Here is a 17,679-nt window from a genome sequence, read left to right on the forward strand (position 1 = left end):
AGGCTGTCGAGCCAGTTCTCGATGTCATCAGCATCGGTGACGTCGGCATATTTCTGGTTCATGTCGTAGAGGTTCGCGTCATGCGGCGCTTGGGCGCGGTCGGCGCAACAGTCCCCCGGCACCAGAACGTTGAAGCCGGACTGCACCGCATCGACCACCGTCGCCCGGACACAGCCGGATGTCGTCGCCCCCGCCACCACCACAGTATCCACCCCTGCCCCGGTCAGAAGCCCCGCCAGGTTGGTGCCGTGAAAGGCCGATGCCCCGTGTTTCACGATCACCGGGTCGGCGGGGGTGATCCCCGTGGCCGTGTCGATCTCCACCAGGCGGCTGCCGGCCTGCAGCGCCGCCATGCCCGCCGCCTTTTTCAGCCAGGGCAGCGCCTCGCGTTCCCAGGGCTGATAGGCGATGGTGGTATAGATCACCGGCAGCCCCATCGCGCGGGCCTTGTCGGTCAGCCTGCGGGTGGCCGCAATCTGCGCCGACATATCGGCCGCGGTCGGGTATTGCGTATCGGTGAACCCGTAGGAGAAATCCACTACCACGATGGCCGGTTTGCTGCCGCGGGCGACCTTTTGGCCAAAGCCCGCATCTGAATAAACCTGTTGCTGGGACATGCTGCGCTCCTCCTGCCCGGCCTCAGCCGCGCTCCATTTGCATTTCCTTCACCACCAGATCGCCATCAATCACGATCGGCTCGTCATCGAGGAACAGCGAACAGCCGCGCATCGGAATGTCGAGATGGCAGGCGGTGTCGTTCGGCCCGCCCAGCTCGTTGTTGGGACCGGTGGAGAACATCACGTTGCCATAGAAGCTGCGCGGCTCCATGCCCATGCCGCCGGGGAATTCGCCCGGTGTCATGCCGTGCCATTTGGCGTTGGGGTTCATGCCCCAGCCCACGTGGCTCATGCCCATGCCGCGCGGATCGTTGAAGGCCTCCATGTAGGATTTGACCAGCTCCGCATCGAGACCGCCGCGGATGTCGGTGATCCAGCCCTTTTCGATGGTATAGGTGATCGGGTCGCGCACATACATGTTCTGCGGCAGCAGCACATCGCCCGGCGCGACCACGATGGTTCCGTCGACACCGTCATCATCGCCGCCGGTGAAGACAAAGCCCGAAGGCCAGTGGTCCCAGCGGCCCGGGGTGTCGGTGCAGGCGTATTCGGCCACGGTTTCATAGGTGTTGAGCTTGTAGGTCACATCGGTGCCATGCGGCGAGGTGATCCGCATCACCTTGGCCTTGGCCAGATACTCTGCACCGATTTCCACCTTCTCGCGCAGTTCCTGCGAGGGCAGCATCCGCGCCAGCAGCTCCGGCGGTTCCACCGCGGTCAGGATGCGGGTGCCCGCGTCCTGAATGGCGAATTGCTCGGGCGAGAACAGCAGGAAGATGCAGTCGATCAGCATGTCGCAGTTCTTCAGTGCCTCAACCGCGTCGGGCATCGCCGCCAGTCCGGTCTGGCCCACCGCCCAGGCGCCGGCAACCGGCGGCGCGGGCAGGCGCATGTGGTACATGTTGGCGCCCAGGATGCGCCCGGCGGCCATGAAGGCATCGGCATAATCCAGGCGCTCGTTGCCTTGGGTAAGCACAACCAGACGCTCGTCCTTCTGCACGCCGGACATTTTCAGCTGATGCAGGCAGATCTCGGTAAAGCTCTGATGGTCCATCATGTTTCTCCCTAATGTCGTATTTTGTTATGCGGTGAAGTCGAGAACGGCAGCCAAGAACCCCTCAAGATCGTCCCAGGGGATCATGTGGCCCGCGCCGGGCACGATCCGCTGTTCGATCTTCGGGTTCAACTCAGCCACTTCGGCCTGATCATCCGCATCCACAACGGTGGCACCGCCCGCGATCACCAGCCGGGCCGGTTTGTCGATCCTGGGGATGTCCTGATGGATGTCATCGGTGTGAAAGCCGTCAAATGCGGTGCGGATCGCACCCCAGTGGCAGGTATGCAGCCACTCGGCGCGCAGCGCCAGCTGCTCGTCGCTCCAGGTCGGGCAATAGGCGCGCATGTCCTCTGCCGAACAGCCCTTGGCGGCCATCACGATGCTGTCGCCATACCACGGCCATTTCGACGGGTAGGCGCGGCGCATCGGGCCGCTCATCGGCGGATCGACCAGGATATGCCCGGCAAAGGGTTCCGCATCGCGGGCATTGGCTCGGATCGCGACCCGCGCGCCCATCGAATGGCCCATGACAATGGGGTTATTCATCTGCCGCGCCAGCGCAAGCGCATCATCGGCCAGCGCGTCCAGCGTGTAGTCGAGATCGCCCGTCTCAGACAGACCGCGGCCGCGCACGTCCAGCACGTGAACGTCGAACCGCTCGGCCAGCCGTTCAGCGACAAAGCCCCAGGTGATCGCGGGCGAGGTAATGCCCGGAATGATGAGGAGTTCCGGCGCGCCTTCCGGTCCGGCGTAGCGGATCAGGTGCTGGCGGATGCCGTTGGCGTGAATATTGTATCCTTTGATCATGGTCTGCTCCCTCAATACGCGCCGGACAGCAGGGTGCCGCCGCCGGGAACGCGGGTGTCGAGATCCAGCGCCTTCAGCATCTGCCAGGTGGTTGCGATGGCCGCGGTCAGAACCGGCTTGCCCACCTGCGCCTCGACGGTGGACACGGCCGGCAGCGACGGCATCTGCACACAGGCCGACAGAACAACTGCGTCCACATCGCTGGTGTCCATTTCAGACACGATGCCGGGCAGGTTCATCGGGTCATGCGCCGCCACGGCGAGGTTGTCGGAAATCTCCAGCGCCCGCCAGGTCACCACTTCGATGCCTTCGTTGCGGATATACTCCACCACCATTTCGGTCAGCGGCTTCATGTAGGGCGCGACCACCGCGACCTTCTTGGCGCCGATCGCCTTGATCCCCTCGACCAGCGCACCAGCGGAGGTCACCACCGGGGCTTCGGCGTCGTTGTCACGGGTCACCCCGTGCAGACGCTCCTGCGATGTGCGGTGATAACCGTGGCCCATCGACATGATTGCCACGAGGCAGGCATAGCCCATCACATCAACCTTGGCATCCGACAGTTCCAGCGCGCAGCGGTCGCTGTCGGCATCCATCTTCGCCAGCTCTTCCTTGGTCACATGTTTCATCCGCATCCGCGACGAGTGAAACGTGAACCGCTCTGGCGCCACCGTTTCACGGGCCCGCAAAAGGGCCGGGATCTCGGTCTCCATCGTGACGTTCGACGACGGTACAATCTGTCCGATGCGATAACTTGTCATGGTCTTCTCCATCCTGGCTCCCGCCCGAGTTCTTGCCTGGTCGGGAGATTGCGTATTCAGTATGCTTCTCATTTGGACAGACACAGCCCCCCTGCCCTGCCCTTGCCGGCAGCCCGGACTTTCCGGGCTGCCGGCGTATGGTTCAATCGAACGGGTTTTCCGCGCCGTAGTCTGCGCCGTCCATTTTGATCTCGACGCTCGCCGGGTCGATGTCGTTGACATGCGCGGATTTGTAGTGCGTCACCATCTGCGGCATCATCAGCACGAGGGCGACCATCGCCAGTTGGATGCAGATGAAGGGGATCGAGCCGCGGTAGATTTGACCAGTGGTCACCCGCGCCACCGCCTGGCCGGTGATCCGGTCGGTGTAATCCTTCTGGGGCGCCACCGATCGTAGGTAGAACAGCGCCAGACCGAAGGGCGGATGCATGAACGAGGTCTGCATGTTCACCGCGATGAGGATCCCGAACCAAACCATGTCGATTCCAAAGGTCTCGGCGACCGGTCCGATCAACGGAATGACGATGAACGCCAGTTCGAAGAAATCCAGGAAAAACGCAGCCACGAAGACGAACACCGACACGAAGATCAGGAAACCCAGTTCGCCGCCAGGCAAGTTCAGCAGCAGATGTTCGACCCAGAGATCGCCGTTGACCGCCCGGAAGGTCAGCGCGAACACGGTGGACCCGACCAGAATGAAGATCGCGAAGCTGGTCAGCCGCATCGTCGCCTCCATCGCCTGCTCGAACCGGGCGAGGCTCAACCGCCCCTTAACAAGCGCCAGGATCAAAGCGCCCACCGCGCCCATCGCGCCGCCCTCGGTCGGGGTGGCAACGCCGATGAAGATCGTGCCAAGCACAAGGAAGATCAGCGCCAGAGGCGGGATCATGGCAAAGATCGTGCGTTGCGCGATTTGCGACAGCAGGCTCAGCGACAACAAGCGGTCGACACTGGCGATCGCGAAGACCAGGATGCTCCACCCCGAGAAGGCAAGGACGATGCGTTCGCCACTGGTGGCCTCGGGGTCCATCAGCAGGCGCAGCGCGATCTGGCTGATCACCGCGCCGATCACGAAGACGACCAGCAGCGAAATTGCGCCCGAACGTCCCTTTTCGGTGCGTCCGACCATCATGTCAGAGGGCAGCGACGGGGTTTTGCGCGGCTTAAGCAGCGCGATGACGGCAACATAGAGCATATAGGCGCCGGTCAGGATCAGGCCAGGAACAATGGCCCCCTGATACATGTCGCCGACCGGGCGACCCAGCTGATCGGCCAGAATGATCAGTGTCAGCGATGGCGGAATGATCTGCGACAGGGTGCCCGAGGCGGCGATCACGCCGGTCGCAACGCTGCGGTCATAGCCATAACGCAGCATGATCGGCAGCGAAATCAGCCCCATCGAAATCACCGAGGCCGAGACCACGCCGGTGGTCGCGGCCAGCAGCGCGCCGACGGCGACCACGGCGAAGGCCAGCCCGCCACGAATGCTACCGAACAGCTGGCCGACCGTTTCCAGAAGATCCTCGGCCATACCCGAGCGTTCCAGCAGGAGGCCCATGAACGTGAAGAAGGGCAGAGCCAAAAGCACGTCATTCATTATGATGCCGAACACCCGCTGCGGAAGAACCTGGAGCAGCGCCGACGACAGCAGGCCCAACTCCATACCGATGGCGGCAAAGAAGATCCCGCAGGCGGCTAGGGAAAAGGCAACCGGAAAGCCCAGCAGCATCAGTACGATGAGGCTGAAGAACATGATCGGTGCGATATTTTCAATTAGGAACCCGGTCATTTTTTCCTCCGCTCGTTATCCTCAGCCTTGTCGAGCTCAGACTTCAGTTCTTCCAACAGTTGCTCTTCCTCGCTCAGGCCATCCTGTTGTGTTGGGTCTGGGCAACGGTCCAGCAGGAAGCCCACGCATTTGATCAGGTGGGAAAGCCCCGCCAGCAGCAGGATGCCGAAACCGAGCGGTATCAGCAGCATCGCCGGCCAGCGGATGAGCCCACCGGCATTAGGCGAAGTCTCGCCACTTTCCAGGGCCAAAAGAAAATTGGGGATGCCGTACCAAACGATCAGGGTGACGGCGGGAAACATAAGGAACACGACGCCGAAGATCTCGATCCAGATTTGGGTGCGCCGCGGCAGTTTGGAGGCTAAAACATCGACTCTGACATGGCCGTTCTTGAGCAGCGTATAGCCGGCGGGCAACAGGAAGATCACGCCGAAGAGATACAGCTGTGCTTCCAGCCAGGCGTTCGAGCTGACCTGAAAGAATTTACGGCTCAGTGCGTTACCGGAACTGAGCAAGACGGCAATGACGACGGCCCAAGGCAGGATCCGGCCTAAGATCAGATTGAGACCATCAATGGTGCGCGCCAGGTGTAGCAAAGCGATCATTGGCTTCCTTTCGGACAAGAATTTTCCTGCGGCGCCGCGGAGGCGCGGCGCCGGGACGTCCTGTCGAAGCAGGCAGTGTTTACTTGTTGCGCGTCACGGCGCTGGTGGTGAAACCGTCCAGAGCGTTCTCGGCGATGCGGAACCAGGCCGCCTCGGCCTTCTGGAACTCTTTCCATTGCGGATAGATTTCGGCAAACCGCGGGCTTTCGTCGGACAGTTCCTGCCAGACTTCTTGGGCGGCTTCATAGGCTGCATCCATCACTTCGCGCGGGAAGTATGCAACCTTGGCACCTTCGGCGATCAGCTTGCGGATCGCGATCGGGTTCAGCGCGTCATAGCGCGCCAGCATGTCGCGGGACTGCTCGGCGCAAGCTGCCGTGAACGCCGCCTGAAGATCCTGTGGCAGGCTCGCCCATGCCTCCTGCCCAACAAGACAGGTGATAGCGGCGCTGCCCTCCCACCAGCCGGGGGAGTAATAGTACGGCGCGACCCTGTGCAGACCCAGACGGTAATCATCGTGCGGGCCGATCCATTCGGCCGCGTCGATCGCGCCCTTCTCCAGCGACGGGTAGATATCGCTGGGCGATATCTGCTGCGGCACGGCGCCGAGCTTGGACAGCACCTTGCCACCGATTCCGCCGATCCGCATCGTCAAGCCCTGAATATCCTCCAGTGAGTTCATTTCCTTGCGGAACCAACCGCCCATTTGTACGCCGGTATTGCCGACATTGAAATTGACGACGTTGAAATCCTTGTAGAGGTTGCGCAGCAGGTCCATCCCGCCACCCTGCACCAGCCAGGCCAGTTGTTGACGGGCATTCAGACCGAAGGCCATGCCGGCATCAAAGGCAAAAGCCGGCTCGCGCCCAACATGGAACGAACTGAGCGTATGGCAGCATTCGACCGAACCCTGCCCGACCGCCTCCAGGTTCTGCGTCGCCGGCACGATCTCGCCGCCCGGGAAGGCGCGAATATCAAAGCGCCCGCCGGACAATTCCTTAACGCGATCGCACAGCCGTTCGGCCGAACCGTATAAGACATCAAGAGTATTCGGCCAGCTGGTCGACATCCGCCAACGCACCACATCCTGTGCGCGTGAAATCGAGGGTGCCGCCAAAAGGCCCGCGCTTGTTACCGCAGCTGTGGCCGTCAGGAAATTGCGTCGCTTCATCATATATCCTCCCATTATCAGCGGGCTCCTCAACCCGTCTTACGACGTATACTGTACAATATATATGCAGTATACTGTATGATGAGTCAAGAATGGATCTTTTCAGCGGATTCAGCACCTAGACCGGATGATCGGGGTCACCAGTTGACTGGGCCGGTGGCCTCTCCCGCGGCATTCTCCGTTCGAGGGTTGCGCCAGATTGGCGGGCGTAGTGCTTCAAGAATGGGGGAGAGACCAAATGCAGGATATCATATTCATAGGCCTGGACGTCCACAAAGCCATGGTTTCGGTTGCGGTTGCGAGCGAAGAACGCGGCGGCGAAGTCCGCGCCTGGGCGAGAAGTTGACCTATATCCACCGACAGTGGGGCGGCCTGCAGACCTTCCTGAGAGACGGGCGCGTCGAGATCGACTCCAACCCCATCGAGAACCTGATCCGCCCGATTGCCCTGACGAGAAAGAATGCGCTCTTCGCCGGACATGACGAGGGTGCTTCATACTACACATCTGCATATGCCCTTATAATTGCATGGTTTTTTGGTTGGGATCGCGAGGCGCCGGGCGTCTGGCGCGACGTGCATCAGCGGCTTGGCGCACGCTGTCTTTCTGAACCTCGTCCTGCTTGATGATCCAAGGGGCACCTTTACAGGTCTGGATTGCGGGAAGTTCTCCGGTTTTGATCAATCTACGCACCGTCGACGGGCTGACATCTAGGATGGTTGCCGCTTCGTCCAAGGTGAGTTCTCCGCGTTCCTGACGTTCACCTTCACGATAGACAGGAATGCTACGGTTACGGCGCACACTGCAGATACGGCTTCGGTTCCACGTAAGGCCTTTTCCGGTGACCTTGCCCGCGCGGTTCAATATCGATGCTATGTGCTCATCGGGCATCTGACGGGCGAGAGCGCGGATCAGGTCCAGAGTGTCACCGGCAATCACCCACCGTGTGTGACCTACCTTGTTCTTCTTTATACTCAGACGCGTATGATCCCCGCCTTGCCAATGGATGATCAAAGGCAGGCTGTCTTCGGTCATGTCGACGATGATTTCTCGGATCATGAGCCGTAAAATCCGCTTCTGGGTCTCCGGCGTGACACCGGGGCTGTCCCAAGCCTGTGCCAGATCGGCACCTAGGCTCATCAACCGATCACGATCTGGTATTGAAGGACTGGGCGGTGTTTCGGTCTGGAGCCTTTCAATGTCGATTTCCAAATCGCGCACCTGTCGAAGCTTCTCATTCCAACGCCGCTCCAGCTCGTCGGCGACTAGCCGGTTATCCGGGTCGACCGCATCATACTGGCGCTGAGTGCGTTTCGCTTCAAACCGGGCCTGTTGCAGCGCGTTTTCCATTTGCTGCAACGTCTCGTGCCGCTTCTCTACCTGCGCTGACGCCGCAGACAGAGCCGCCTCAATCCCAAGGGGCTGCAGACGGTCCAGAACTTCGGCAGAAATTGCACGGTCAATACGCATGCCGCCGAACGCGATGCAATTGGCTCGTGCTTTACTTCCAAAAGTGCCATGACACACGTAGCGCTGCGTGTTGCCGCATTTACCGCTGTAGGCCACCCGCAAACGTCGACCACAGCGCGCGCACCGCAACAACCCGGGCAACAGCGCCTCACCTTTGCGTATTGCTCCGCGCGCACCATAGCCGCTTCGATTGGCGTTCTGTGCGATCATACTTTGCGTTTTTTCGAAGGTTTCCCAAGAAATGTAGCCGGCGTGGTGGTCACGGATCAAAACGTCCCAGTCGTTCCAATTGCGCCGAAAGCTTTCACGGGTCTGGCGTTTTTGTCCATCCTTGATGACGGTTTTGCTGCCGCGACGTCCGAATGCATAGGCCCCGGCGTAGACCGGGTTTGTCAGCATGTGATGCAGCGTTGGGTAAACAGGCAGTGTCCATGTGATGCGCTGTTCTCCACCGCCATAAATCGCGCGCAGTAACATGACTTCCTCATCCCGGAACCACAAAAGAACCTGGCGGATCGACTGCAATGCAGCAAACTTTCGGAACACCAGGGCAATGGCGTCCCGAACGCGGCGGTCGGGGTCCATTTCGATGCGATTGTCATCGGTTTTGACGTATCCGACAGCCACCGTCGTCAGCAATTCACCCCGTCCAGCCTTTTGCTTGATGGCTTCAGCCGAGCGCTGCCGGAAGACCGACACTTCCATCTCGCTCATCGTGCCTTTCATGCCCAAGAGCAGGCGGTCATTGATCAGACGCGGGTCGTATAAGCCGTCTTCGTCTACAATCAGCGTCCCCACCACAGCGCAAAATTCCAGCAAGCTGTGCCAATCACGCCCGTTGCGGGCCAAGCGCGAGGCTTCAAGCGAAAATACAGCACCAACCCGGCCTTCACAGATCGCAGCAAGAAGTTTCTGAAATCCCGGGCGCTCGGTGCCGCCGCCGCCCGATTTGCCAAGATCTTCGTCAATGACTTCGACCGTTTCCCACCCCAGCTGTTGCGCCCGCTCGGCTAGGCCATATTGCCGACGTTGGCTCTCCAAGTTGTTAGCCACCTGATATGTGGAAGACTGCCGAATATAAATATAGGCGCTGCGCCCCAGATGCTCAGCCGTGATCTTGCTCATTGCTGCCCTCCTTTCCGGTCTGACACGGACTGGATAGACTCGGCGCATTCACCGCCTCCTGCAGCAGCTCCCGAAGAAGCATCATGGCCATCTGGCGATCGGCTGGGCTCCAATGAACCGTTGGCGCGAGATAGGCAAACAGATCGGGTTGATTGGGGTGTGGCATCGACATCTCCTGTGCTGACCAATTTGTCCTCACGGGAGTGTAAGAGCTGATCCAACAGCGCACGAAGATCGCGCAATCGTTCAAGCGGTAGGGATGGAGTATCGACAGGCTTGATTGATCCAGCCTCAGGTGTGATCATCCAAGCCGGAAGATGAAATGCTCCACCATGATCTTGGCGGATCAATAGATGACGACAAAAGTCGTGCTCAACTGATCCTGTAATCTCAATCGTTTGGCCGCAAAGCGGGTGAAATGGATACGTGACGACCGCGTCAAAACCCAGACTCCCGGCATTATGACGCTGCTTCCGACGAAGGCGGCCGCACATGGGCCCGCATCACTTCCCTGATCGCCACCGCGAAGATCAACGGCGTGGTGCCCTTCGCGTATCTCAAGGCGACCCTTGAGGTGATCGCAGCCGGTCACCCAGCCAGCAAGATCGACGATCTGCTTCCCTGGAACTTCAACCCGTCAAGCTGATCCCGCGTGGGGCGCAGACACCGCTTACCCTCTGCATCAGTTACGGCATCGACATAATCCTGGAATACGATCTGCTGCGCCGGGTGCTCGAACCTGACAGTGGTCAGCCAGCGCCGGTAGGCCTTGGTCCATCCCTTCTTCCCGGGATAGACCCGGCCATGCCGCAGCAGGAAGCCCTGAAGATGCTGCCGCGACTTGCCCAACAGCTTCATTGCCGCGGCGCGTGCCCGGACCAGGTCCCGCATTGCTTCATGCGCCGCATCCGGCACCCAGACCGCGGTCAGTTCTCCGGCACGGTGCAGCCTGGCCGGCATCACAGCATCGCGCCGGTCTGTCTTTACCCGGTCTCCAGCCTTCATTGGCACCAGAGAGGGCGCAACCACGTCACAGGCATGGCCGAGCCCGGTGATCTGCCGGTGCAGGCCATATCCGCACGGGCCTGCCTCATAGCAAAAATGCAGCTGCCGGGCGGTTCTGCTGAGCTTCTCGACGAGCTTGCCGATATGATCGGGCCGGTTGGGAATGTTGCCCCAGGCGCGGACTTCGCCGCCGCGCTCTCCGTTCGCAACCGCAACCGAAACCATGGCTTTGTGGACGTCCAGGCCTATGAATATGATATCCTGCATTTGGTCTCTCCCCCATTCTTGAAGCACTACGCCCGCCAATCTGGCGCAACCCTCGAACGGAGAATGCCGCGGGAGAGGCCACCGGCCCAGTCAACTGGTGACCCCGATCATCCGGTCTAGAGAATTTCGAAAGAAAACCAGCCGTTCGCGACGGGTATTGCAAAGCGGTGAAATTGCGACGCAAGGCGACGTGTTAATTCAGACGCGCTTCCTCATCGGAGCACGAGAGGCTTCGTTATTTGCCTCGACCATTTTTCGCAACGCCCGCATGAAGACCTCGTATTCCTCGTCCGTCAATGGCGACACCATTTTGTCCTGGACATCTTCCATCAGCGGACGCACATCGCGCACTGTCCGGCGACCTGCATCCGTAATGCGGACAATCAGTGCTCGGCGATCTTGCTTCGATCGCTCCCGCGTGGCGAGACCGCGATTTACCAATCGCTTGATGACATCCGCCCCGCTTGTCCGGTCGATTCCCACCAACTTCGAGATCGATAATTGATCAAGTTCGGCATCTGTGCAGAGGACCGAAAGAATGGCAAACTGCACCGCCGTAAGGTCCAGCTCCCCACATGCCTGAGTGAAAAGACCGATGTGAACCTGATGCAAGCGGCGCACCAGATATCCGGGCCTGTCCCAGAGATCTTCGTATTTTTCTTGGTTCATCTGCTCGCCTGTGGTTGCCAAGTGCAATATACTGTTCTCCATTTTTTCCTAGCCCTCTTTCATTTGGATCGGGCATCTGATCGCGCCCGCCAAGAAGGAACGAACCAAAAAGATATTGCCCGCCCCAAATTAAGGAGTATACTGTAGATTAATGTAGAACACATATGCACTGCATTTTTCATGACCGTCAACCGTCGGTCAAGTGCAGCGGATAAGGGAGGGGAAATTGGCGTCAGGGATTGGAGCGCGCGTAGCTCGCAAGGAGGACAGCCGACATCTGAAGGGCAAGGCGCAGTTCGTCGGCGACATCAAGTTGCCGGGATTGTGGGAGGCCGCTTTTGTGCGCAGCCCATTGGCACATGCGACGCTGGGCCGGATCACCAAACCCGCCGGGGCCGAGGATAGGGTGTTTACCGCCGAGGACATGGCCGATCTGAAGCCGATTCGCACGGTCTCTACCCTGCCCGGTTACAAGATGTCGGATTATCCAGCCCTGGCCCGTGACAAGGTGCGCTATGTCGGTGAGTGCATCGCCGTCTGCATAGCCCCCACACGCGCCGAGGCCGAGGACCTTGCCGAGGCAGTGGAGGTGGACCTGACCCCGCTGCCACCGGTCACCGATGTTTTCGCAGCCTTGGACGAAGGCGCGCCGCTGCTGCACGAGGAATGGGGCGACAACCTGTTCCTGACCACCGATTACGACAGTGACCTGAGCACCGCAAAGGCCGCGGCGACCGTCGTGGTGGAACGCGAATTCAAAACCGCCCGCCAAGCGATGAACCCGATGGAGGGCAAGGGCGTTCTGGCCCACTGGGATCACAAAGCTGACCAGCTTCAGGTCTACACCTCGACCCAGGTACCACATGTGATTCGCACCGGGATTGCGGAATGTCTCGGGTTCGATCAGGCCAGCGTGCGCGTAATTGCCCCCGACGTAGGTGGCGGGTTCGGCTATAAATGCGTGTTGCAGCCCGAAGAACTCTCGGTGTCCTGGGTCTCACTCAAGACCGACCGTCCGATACGCTGGACCGAAGACCGACGCGAACATCTGACCGCCGGGGCCAATACCCGCGAACACAATTATAAGGTCACCGCCTACGCCGATGATGACGGTCGGCTGCTTGGGCTCGACGCCGATATCTGGGTGGACGTCGGCGCCTATTCAGTCTGGCCCTTCACCGCCTGCCTTGAGGCCGCCCAGGCCGGCGGTAACCTGCCCGGTCCCTATGACCTGCAAGCCTATGCATGCCGAACCTATTCGGTGGCCACTAACAAACCCGCCTTCACCCCCTATCGCGGTGTGGCGCGCCCGGGCGTCTGCTTCGTGATCGAGTTGATCATGGACGCGATCGCCCGTGCGGTGGACAAGGATCCGCTTGAGGTACGCTGTCTCAATCTCGTTCCGGGAAGCGCGATGCCCTATACTAACGTAACTGGCAAGTACTACGATTCCGGCGATTACCCTATGGCTGCACGGGAAGCCGCGAGGATGATCGACGCGACGCATTTCCGTGAACGCCAGCGCGCCGCCGCTGCTGAAGGCCGCCATATCGGTTTGGGCTTTGCCAGTTTCACCGAACAATCCGCCCACGGTTCCAAGGTCTTTGGTTCCTGGGGCCTGTCGGTCGTGCCGGGCTATGAGCAGGCCACCGTCAAGCTGAACCCCTCGGGTGCGGTCGAAGTTCTGTCGGGCAACCATTCTTTCGGACAAGGCCTGGAGACAACCATCGCACAGGTTGCCTGCGAATGGCTCGGCGTCGACATTTCGCGGGTGCGCGTGGTGATGGGCGACACTGGTCGAACACCGAACTCCTTCGGTGCATTCGCCTCGCGCGGGATGGTGATGGCCGGAGGTGCGGTCTCCAAAGCCGCCGAAGAACTTGCCCGGCGCATCCGGGTTCATGCCGCGCACCTGCTGCAATGCCCCCCTGAGAAAGTCACGCTGCATGATGGCGCGGCCTGGCACGACCAGGCATTGGTCAAGTTTTCCGAGATCGCAAACACATGGTATTTGCGCCCCGATCTCCTGGCCGACGACGTCGAAACCACGGGGCTAGAGGTCACCGAAGGCTACAAGCCCGACATCGACACCGGCCTGTTCACCTATGCCACCCATGCCGCTATCGTCGAGGTCGACCCCGACACCGGCCTGACCGAGATCCTCGATTACGTTATCTTCGAAGATTGCGGTCGCCGGGTGAACCCGCTTATCCTTGACGGGCAATCTTACGGTGGTGCGGCACAAGGGATCGGCACTGCTTTGTTCGAAGAAACGCTTTACGACGGTTCCGGCCAACCGGTGACCTCGACCCTGGCCGACTACATCATGCCAGGGCCCGCCGAGCTGCCGAATTTCCGACTGGGTCATAGCGAAACGCTCTCACCCTATTCGCGGCACGGAATAAAGGGGGTGGGCGAAGGCGCCGCGATTGCTCCAGCCGGGGCCATCGTGAATGCCATCAACAACGCCCTGGCGCCGATCGGGGTCGAACTGACCCAAGTGCCTGCCACACCGCATCGGGTTCTCTCCGCGATATTTGCAGCGCAAGCCAAGAAGGAAGCCGCGCGATGAAACCTTCCGCATTTTCACACCTTCGCGCCGACTCGGCATCGGCGGCGGTTCAAGCACTAAAGACGGGTGCCAAGGTTCTGGCCGGTGGTCAGTCGCTGGGTCCAATGCTCAATCTCAGGCTGGCCCGCCCGGAGGCGCTGGTGAATGTGTCGGCCCTGCCCGGCATGATCGATATATGCGAAAAATCGGACAAACTCTGTATCGGCGCAGGTGTGACCCACGCTCGCATTGAGGATGGCAAGGATGATGTCTCCCTACCCCCGATGATGCGCCACGTGGCCCGCGGCATCGCCTATCGCGCTGTTCGCAACAAGGGAACGATCGGCGGCTCGCTGGCACATGCCGACCCGGCAGCAGACTGGCTCACGGCGATGACCGCGCTGGATGCCGCAGTGATCATCCGGGAGGCGGGCGGCAAGGAACGATCCGTGCCGATCTCTGCTTTCATGCTTGGAGCCTATCGGACTGTGCTCGATTCTTCGGAACTGCTGATACGGGTCGAAATCCGCAAACAGTTGCGTGATGCCTTTTGGGGATATGACAAGGTCTGCCGCAAGGTGGGCGAGTTCGCCGAGGCCATCGGCGCTCTGGTTGTGCATCCTGACAGCGGTTTCATCCGGCTAGTCGCCGGAGCGACCGGCGGTCCACCCCTGATCTTGACAGACCTGGGTGCCAGCATCGCCGCCAAAGCGACGCGTCCCGCCCGCGACGAGGTTCGCGCGGCGCTTGCTGCGCGACTAACCGATGTCGATGACGTGAAGCTTCATCTGATGACAACGGCACTTTGCCGCGCTATCGAGAAGGTATTGCCCGAATGAACATGCCCGATACGGACCTCAAAGGCTCCACCGAAATAGCCCCGCTCGAAATCCGCTTGACCGTCAACGGCGCAGAACACGCCGTGCGAGTTGCGCCGCGGGCCCAACTCGCCGAGATCCTGCGCGACCACCTAAACTTGACTGCGACCCATCTAGCCTGTGAACAGGGTGTTTGTGGCGCCTGCACGGTGACGGTCGATGGACGCCCGGTACGGTCCTGCCTCACCTTCGCCCACGACTGCGACGGCAGCCGCGTCGAGACCTTGGAAGGCTGGGACGGTGATGCTCTGATGGACCGGCTGCGCGCAGCGTTCCACCGCAATCACGCCCTGCAATGCGGCTTTTGCACCCCGGGGATGATCACCACCGCGCGCGACCTGGTCGAACGGTTGGAAACCGCGGATGAAGCCCGCATTCGCAATGAGCTTTCAGGAAACCTGTGTCGCTGTACCGGCTATGTGGGCATCGTCAAGGCAATTAGCGAAGTCATCAGCGAACGCGACGCGGCCGGGATCCCCGCGCGCCCTGTCACCCCGATGGAAGCCCGGCACAAGCAGGCCTTTGCCCCCTTCGCAGCACGGCCCGATACAACGGCTGAAGTCAAGCCCTCTGTTGCTGGTGATAGCCGGGTCGAAAACGGCTGGACCGTTGTGCGCCGCAAGGTCACTCTAGACCATCCCGCCGATGCCGTCTGGGCGCATTTCCGCGACCTGCCCGCCGTCGCGCGCTGTCTGCCAGGCGCCGAGCTGTCGGACATCGAAGGAGAGCGCTTTTTCGGTCATGTTGGGGTGCGGTTCGGCCCGATTTCGGCTCGGTTCGAGGGGGAAGGCAGTTTTGCCACTGAGGACGCCAATCGCGAGGGCAAGGTCAGTGGCCGGGGCAAGGACCGCGGTGGCCAATCCAATGTCGAAGGCGAGTTAAGCTTCAAGGTCCATTCTGGAGAAACCAAAGCAAGCTCGAATGTTGATGTGGCATTTCGGTTCCGCATCGAGGGGGTGTTGGGTCAGTTTAACCGCCCCGAGTTGGTCAATGGTCTGGTGGACTACATCCTTGGCGAATTCGTCGCCAACTGCAATGCGGTGCTTGCAGGAGGCGAAGTACGTGAGAGTAAGGGCGTAAGTTTTTGGGCTGTGGCTATTTCAGTGCTCAAAGGTCTGTTCAGGCGACGCCACTCGGCTGAATAATCTCTACAATTCCCGGCGGCATTGCCAAACTGATTGGGGACCGTTCCGACTGGGGGCATAAAGACACCTTACGGTGGCTTGGAGCCGTAGAGTTAATGCGGCTGACCGCGTAAAGACGACATGGGACTACCCTGAATTTTGGCCCTGACGTGGTAGCTTAATTTTGAGGAGACCCACGTATGAGCATAGGCAATGCCCAGAACCTTGATGTCCATCAGATGCTCCTCTCTCCACCTATGCCCGCCACGGTAGCAGCGGGTTGGTGGGAAAGCAGTTCATCCCATTAGCTCTCCCATTGTACCGCACGGGCAGGCCCAGCAGGCAGGAACTGATCAGGATCTTCGTTTGCATGCTTCAAATCATCACAAGATCGGGGTCAGAGGGAACCGTTTCTCCGGAAAAGTGGAAAACTGAACCCGGACTAACCGTGTAGTTTCGGCATGGCAACGGGGTTCACACGCTGCCTTCCTGCTCAATCACCAGCACGCGGGCGCAGCCAACCGGGTGCGCGACATGCTCGTCACCCGCTTCCGCGTGGAAAATATCCCCTGAAGCCAGCTTGAACATTGAAGTTCCTGCTTCCGAACGGCAGTGCATCTCCACCCCGCCTTCCAGAACCACGAAAACTTCGGGGCCGTCGTTGACGTGCCACTTGTAGGGCTTGTCGGTCCAGTGGAGCCGCACGGTAGTTGCCCCCGTGAAGCGCTCGATATCCAGGGCGTCCCAGGCCCGTGCTCCGGTAAAATCTTCTGGTGCGATCTTTCGCATCACCATCTCCTTTGTGACTAATGGCATCTTGCCGCCGGAAGCGAGGGAGCGCATCTTGCATTGCGCCGGAAGACGGCTGCCAATCGCTGGATCGACAATGATAATCGACAGAACCAACAAACGCATTCTAGCGCTGCTAGAGCAAAACGCACGCCTGAGTGCGGCGGCCGTTGGCCGGGAGATCGGGCTGTCCCGGCCCGCGGTGCAAGACCGGATTGCGGCCATGGAGCAGCAAGGCGTGATCAAGGGGTATCATGCCGAAACGGACGAACGTGCTGGCCTCACACATGCGGTTCTGTTCGTCCGCATCGCCGAGCGCCCCTGTGATCGGGCACTGCGCTGGCTCGCCTCGCTGGATGGGGTCGCTGCCGTCGCCTCGCTGTCCGGCGAAACCGACGCCTTGGTCACCGTCGCGCTGCCCAGTGTGTCCGAACTTGCGGCGCTGAACGACACGGTGGCGGCATCGCCGCTGATCGCAAGTTCGCTAAGTCAGGTTGTGCTGAAACGGCTAACCGGTGTTTAGTGTGACCTCTGCAAACGCGATGTGCCATCAGCAGCCCTTAGGAACACGTCTACCAGCACGGCGTTGGGTCCGGCAAAGGGCTCCCTGGCATCCACGGCCCAGTCGATCTTGCGCAGCCGTTGCTGGAAAGCGTCGCAGGCCGCACGATCAACAAGCTCAGCATAGCCGCCGAAGAATTGCAGCTTCCCGCCGTTGTGCAGCCCGGTCGGCCCTTCCAGAATGAGGCGGCGGTACAAGCAGGACGGAACGCGGACGGAGAGGAAGAAATTCCTGCGGCAGGCGATCCAACCGGTGCCAGCGGCAGACAGGCCGCCGCCTGGCACGATCTGCGGGCATTCGGGCGGCGCTTCATCACTGATCCCCAAGTATGGAGCACAAATGACCGCGTTGCACGAATAGCGCTCGGGCCGCATTTTCCCCTTTCCCCGGTTTGTTATGCGACACGCTCATAGGCTGCACGACCGAGACGGGTC

The 17,679-nt window shown here is 60.4% G+C and carries 15 protein-coding genes and 4 pseudogenes; 6 read left to right on the forward strand and 13 right to left on the reverse strand.

The window, feature by feature from the left end:
- From AC0KW6_RS21475 to AC0KW6_RS21505, 7 genes are all read right to left on the reverse strand, one after another.
- A partial coding sequence (locus AC0KW6_RS21475) for an isochorismatase family protein (RefSeq protein WP_474036052.1) occupies positions 1-617 on the reverse strand: 617 nt, incomplete at its 3' end.
- Between the two features lie 22 nt (positions 618-639).
- Positions 640-1,671 (reverse strand): 2,5-dihydroxypyridine 5,6-dioxygenase NicX family protein, encoded by a 1,032-nt coding sequence (locus AC0KW6_RS21480; RefSeq protein WP_474035175.1) that lies wholly within the window; start codon positions 1,669-1,671, stop codon positions 640-642.
- Positions 1,672-1,698: 27 nt separating this feature from the next.
- Complete coding sequence (locus AC0KW6_RS21485; RefSeq protein WP_323776516.1) at positions 1,699-2,481, reverse strand: alpha/beta fold hydrolase; 783 nt, start codon at positions 2,479-2,481, stop codon at positions 1,699-1,701.
- Positions 2,482-2,492: 11 nt separating this feature from the next.
- Positions 2,493-3,242, reverse strand: coding sequence for a maleate isomerase (gene ndpH, locus AC0KW6_RS21490; protein WP_474036053.1), 750 nt, complete (start codon positions 3,240-3,242; stop codon positions 2,493-2,495).
- Positions 3,243-3,384: 142 nt separating this feature from the next.
- Positions 3,385-5,031, reverse strand: a complete 1,647-nt coding sequence (locus AC0KW6_RS21495) for a TRAP transporter large permease (RefSeq protein WP_474036054.1) — start codon at positions 5,029-5,031, stop codon at positions 3,385-3,387.
- Positions 5,028-5,636, reverse strand: coding sequence for a TRAP transporter small permease subunit (locus AC0KW6_RS21500; RefSeq protein ID WP_474036055.1), 609 nt, complete (start codon positions 5,634-5,636; stop codon positions 5,028-5,030). Before AC0KW6_RS21500 ends, AC0KW6_RS21495 begins: the two co-directional genes overlap by 4 nt.
- Positions 5,637-5,715: 79 nt before the next feature.
- Positions 5,716-6,810 carry a TRAP transporter substrate-binding protein gene (locus AC0KW6_RS21505; protein WP_474036056.1) on the reverse strand — a complete coding sequence of 365 codons (1,095 nt, stop codon included), beginning with the start codon at positions 6,808-6,810 and terminating at the stop codon, positions 5,716-5,718.
- A gap of 327 nt (positions 6,811-7,137) precedes the next feature.
- On the opposite strand from AC0KW6_RS21505, the pseudogene AC0KW6_RS21510 reads away from it, so the two are divergent.
- Positions 7,138-7,329 (forward strand): annotated as a pseudogene (locus tag AC0KW6_RS21510) (IS66 family transposase); the annotation flags it as partial.
- Here the strand turns inward: AC0KW6_RS21510 and AC0KW6_RS21515 are convergent.
- Both AC0KW6_RS21515 and AC0KW6_RS21520 read right to left on the reverse strand, forming a co-directional pair.
- Positions 7,325-9,448, reverse strand: a complete 2,124-nt coding sequence (locus tag AC0KW6_RS21515) for a recombinase family protein (RefSeq protein ID WP_474036057.1) — start codon at positions 9,446-9,448, stop codon at positions 7,325-7,327. The pseudogene AC0KW6_RS21510 and the gene AC0KW6_RS21515 overlap by 5 nt on opposite strands.
- A complete protein-coding gene (locus AC0KW6_RS21520) occupies positions 9,381-9,566 on the reverse strand; it encodes a hypothetical protein (RefSeq protein WP_474036061.1) in 186 nt (61 codons plus the stop codon). Before AC0KW6_RS21520 ends, AC0KW6_RS21515 begins: the two co-directional genes overlap by 68 nt.
- A gap of 300 nt (positions 9,567-9,866) precedes the next feature.
- Between AC0KW6_RS21520 and AC0KW6_RS21525 the strand changes: the two are divergent.
- A pseudogene (locus AC0KW6_RS21525) lies at positions 9,867-10,046 on the forward strand (transposase domain-containing protein); the annotation flags it as partial.
- Positions 10,047-10,075: 29 nt separating this feature from the next.
- Here AC0KW6_RS21525 and AC0KW6_RS21530 read toward each other — a convergent pair.
- Positions 10,076-10,672: pseudogene (locus AC0KW6_RS21530) on the reverse strand (IS110 family transposase); the annotation flags it as partial.
- Positions 10,673-10,870: 198 nt separating this feature from the next.
- A complete protein-coding gene (locus tag AC0KW6_RS21535; protein ID WP_323779625.1) occupies positions 10,871-11,341 on the reverse strand; it encodes a MarR family winged helix-turn-helix transcriptional regulator in 471 nt (156 codons plus the stop codon).
- 226 nt (positions 11,342-11,567) lie between these two features.
- On the opposite strand from AC0KW6_RS21535, the gene AC0KW6_RS21540 reads away from it, so the two are divergent.
- The 3 genes from AC0KW6_RS21540 to AC0KW6_RS21550 are packed head-to-tail and all read left to right on the forward strand — an operon-like array spanning position 11,568 to position 15,915.
- Complete coding sequence (locus AC0KW6_RS21540) at positions 11,568-13,913, forward strand: xanthine dehydrogenase family protein molybdopterin-binding subunit (RefSeq protein ID WP_474036058.1); 2,346 nt, start codon at positions 11,568-11,570, stop codon at positions 13,911-13,913.
- Positions 13,910-14,731, forward strand: coding sequence for an FAD binding domain-containing protein (locus AC0KW6_RS21545; RefSeq protein WP_323779628.1), 822 nt, complete (start codon positions 13,910-13,912; stop codon positions 14,729-14,731). The genes AC0KW6_RS21540 and AC0KW6_RS21545 overlap by 4 nt, the downstream gene beginning before the upstream one ends.
- Positions 14,728-15,915: a 2Fe-2S iron-sulfur cluster-binding protein gene (locus tag AC0KW6_RS21550; RefSeq protein WP_474036059.1), complete on the forward strand. Its 1,188-nt coding sequence runs from the start codon at positions 14,728-14,730 to the stop codon at positions 15,913-15,915. The genes AC0KW6_RS21545 and AC0KW6_RS21550 overlap by 4 nt, the downstream gene beginning before the upstream one ends.
- 453 nt (positions 15,916-16,368) lie before the next feature.
- Here AC0KW6_RS21550 and AC0KW6_RS21555 read toward each other — a convergent pair whose 3' ends face one another.
- On the reverse strand, positions 16,369-16,809 hold the full coding sequence (locus AC0KW6_RS21555) for a cupin domain-containing protein (RefSeq protein ID WP_474036060.1): 441 nt from the start codon (positions 16,807-16,809) through the stop codon (positions 16,369-16,371).
- Between AC0KW6_RS21555 and AC0KW6_RS21560 the strand changes: the two genes are divergently transcribed.
- Positions 16,781-17,206, forward strand: a complete 426-nt coding sequence (locus AC0KW6_RS21560) for an Lrp/AsnC family transcriptional regulator (protein WP_323779634.1) — start codon at positions 16,781-16,783, stop codon at positions 17,204-17,206. The genes AC0KW6_RS21555 and AC0KW6_RS21560 overlap by 29 nt on opposite strands.
- A 5-nt stretch (positions 17,207-17,211) precedes the next feature.
- Here the strand turns inward: AC0KW6_RS21560 and AC0KW6_RS21565 are convergent.
- Positions 17,212-17,582: pseudogene (locus tag AC0KW6_RS21565) on the reverse strand (transposase); the annotation flags it as partial.
- Positions 17,583-17,679 lie beyond the last annotated feature (97 nt).

This window comes from Leisingera sp. SA215 (assembly GCF_055902035.1).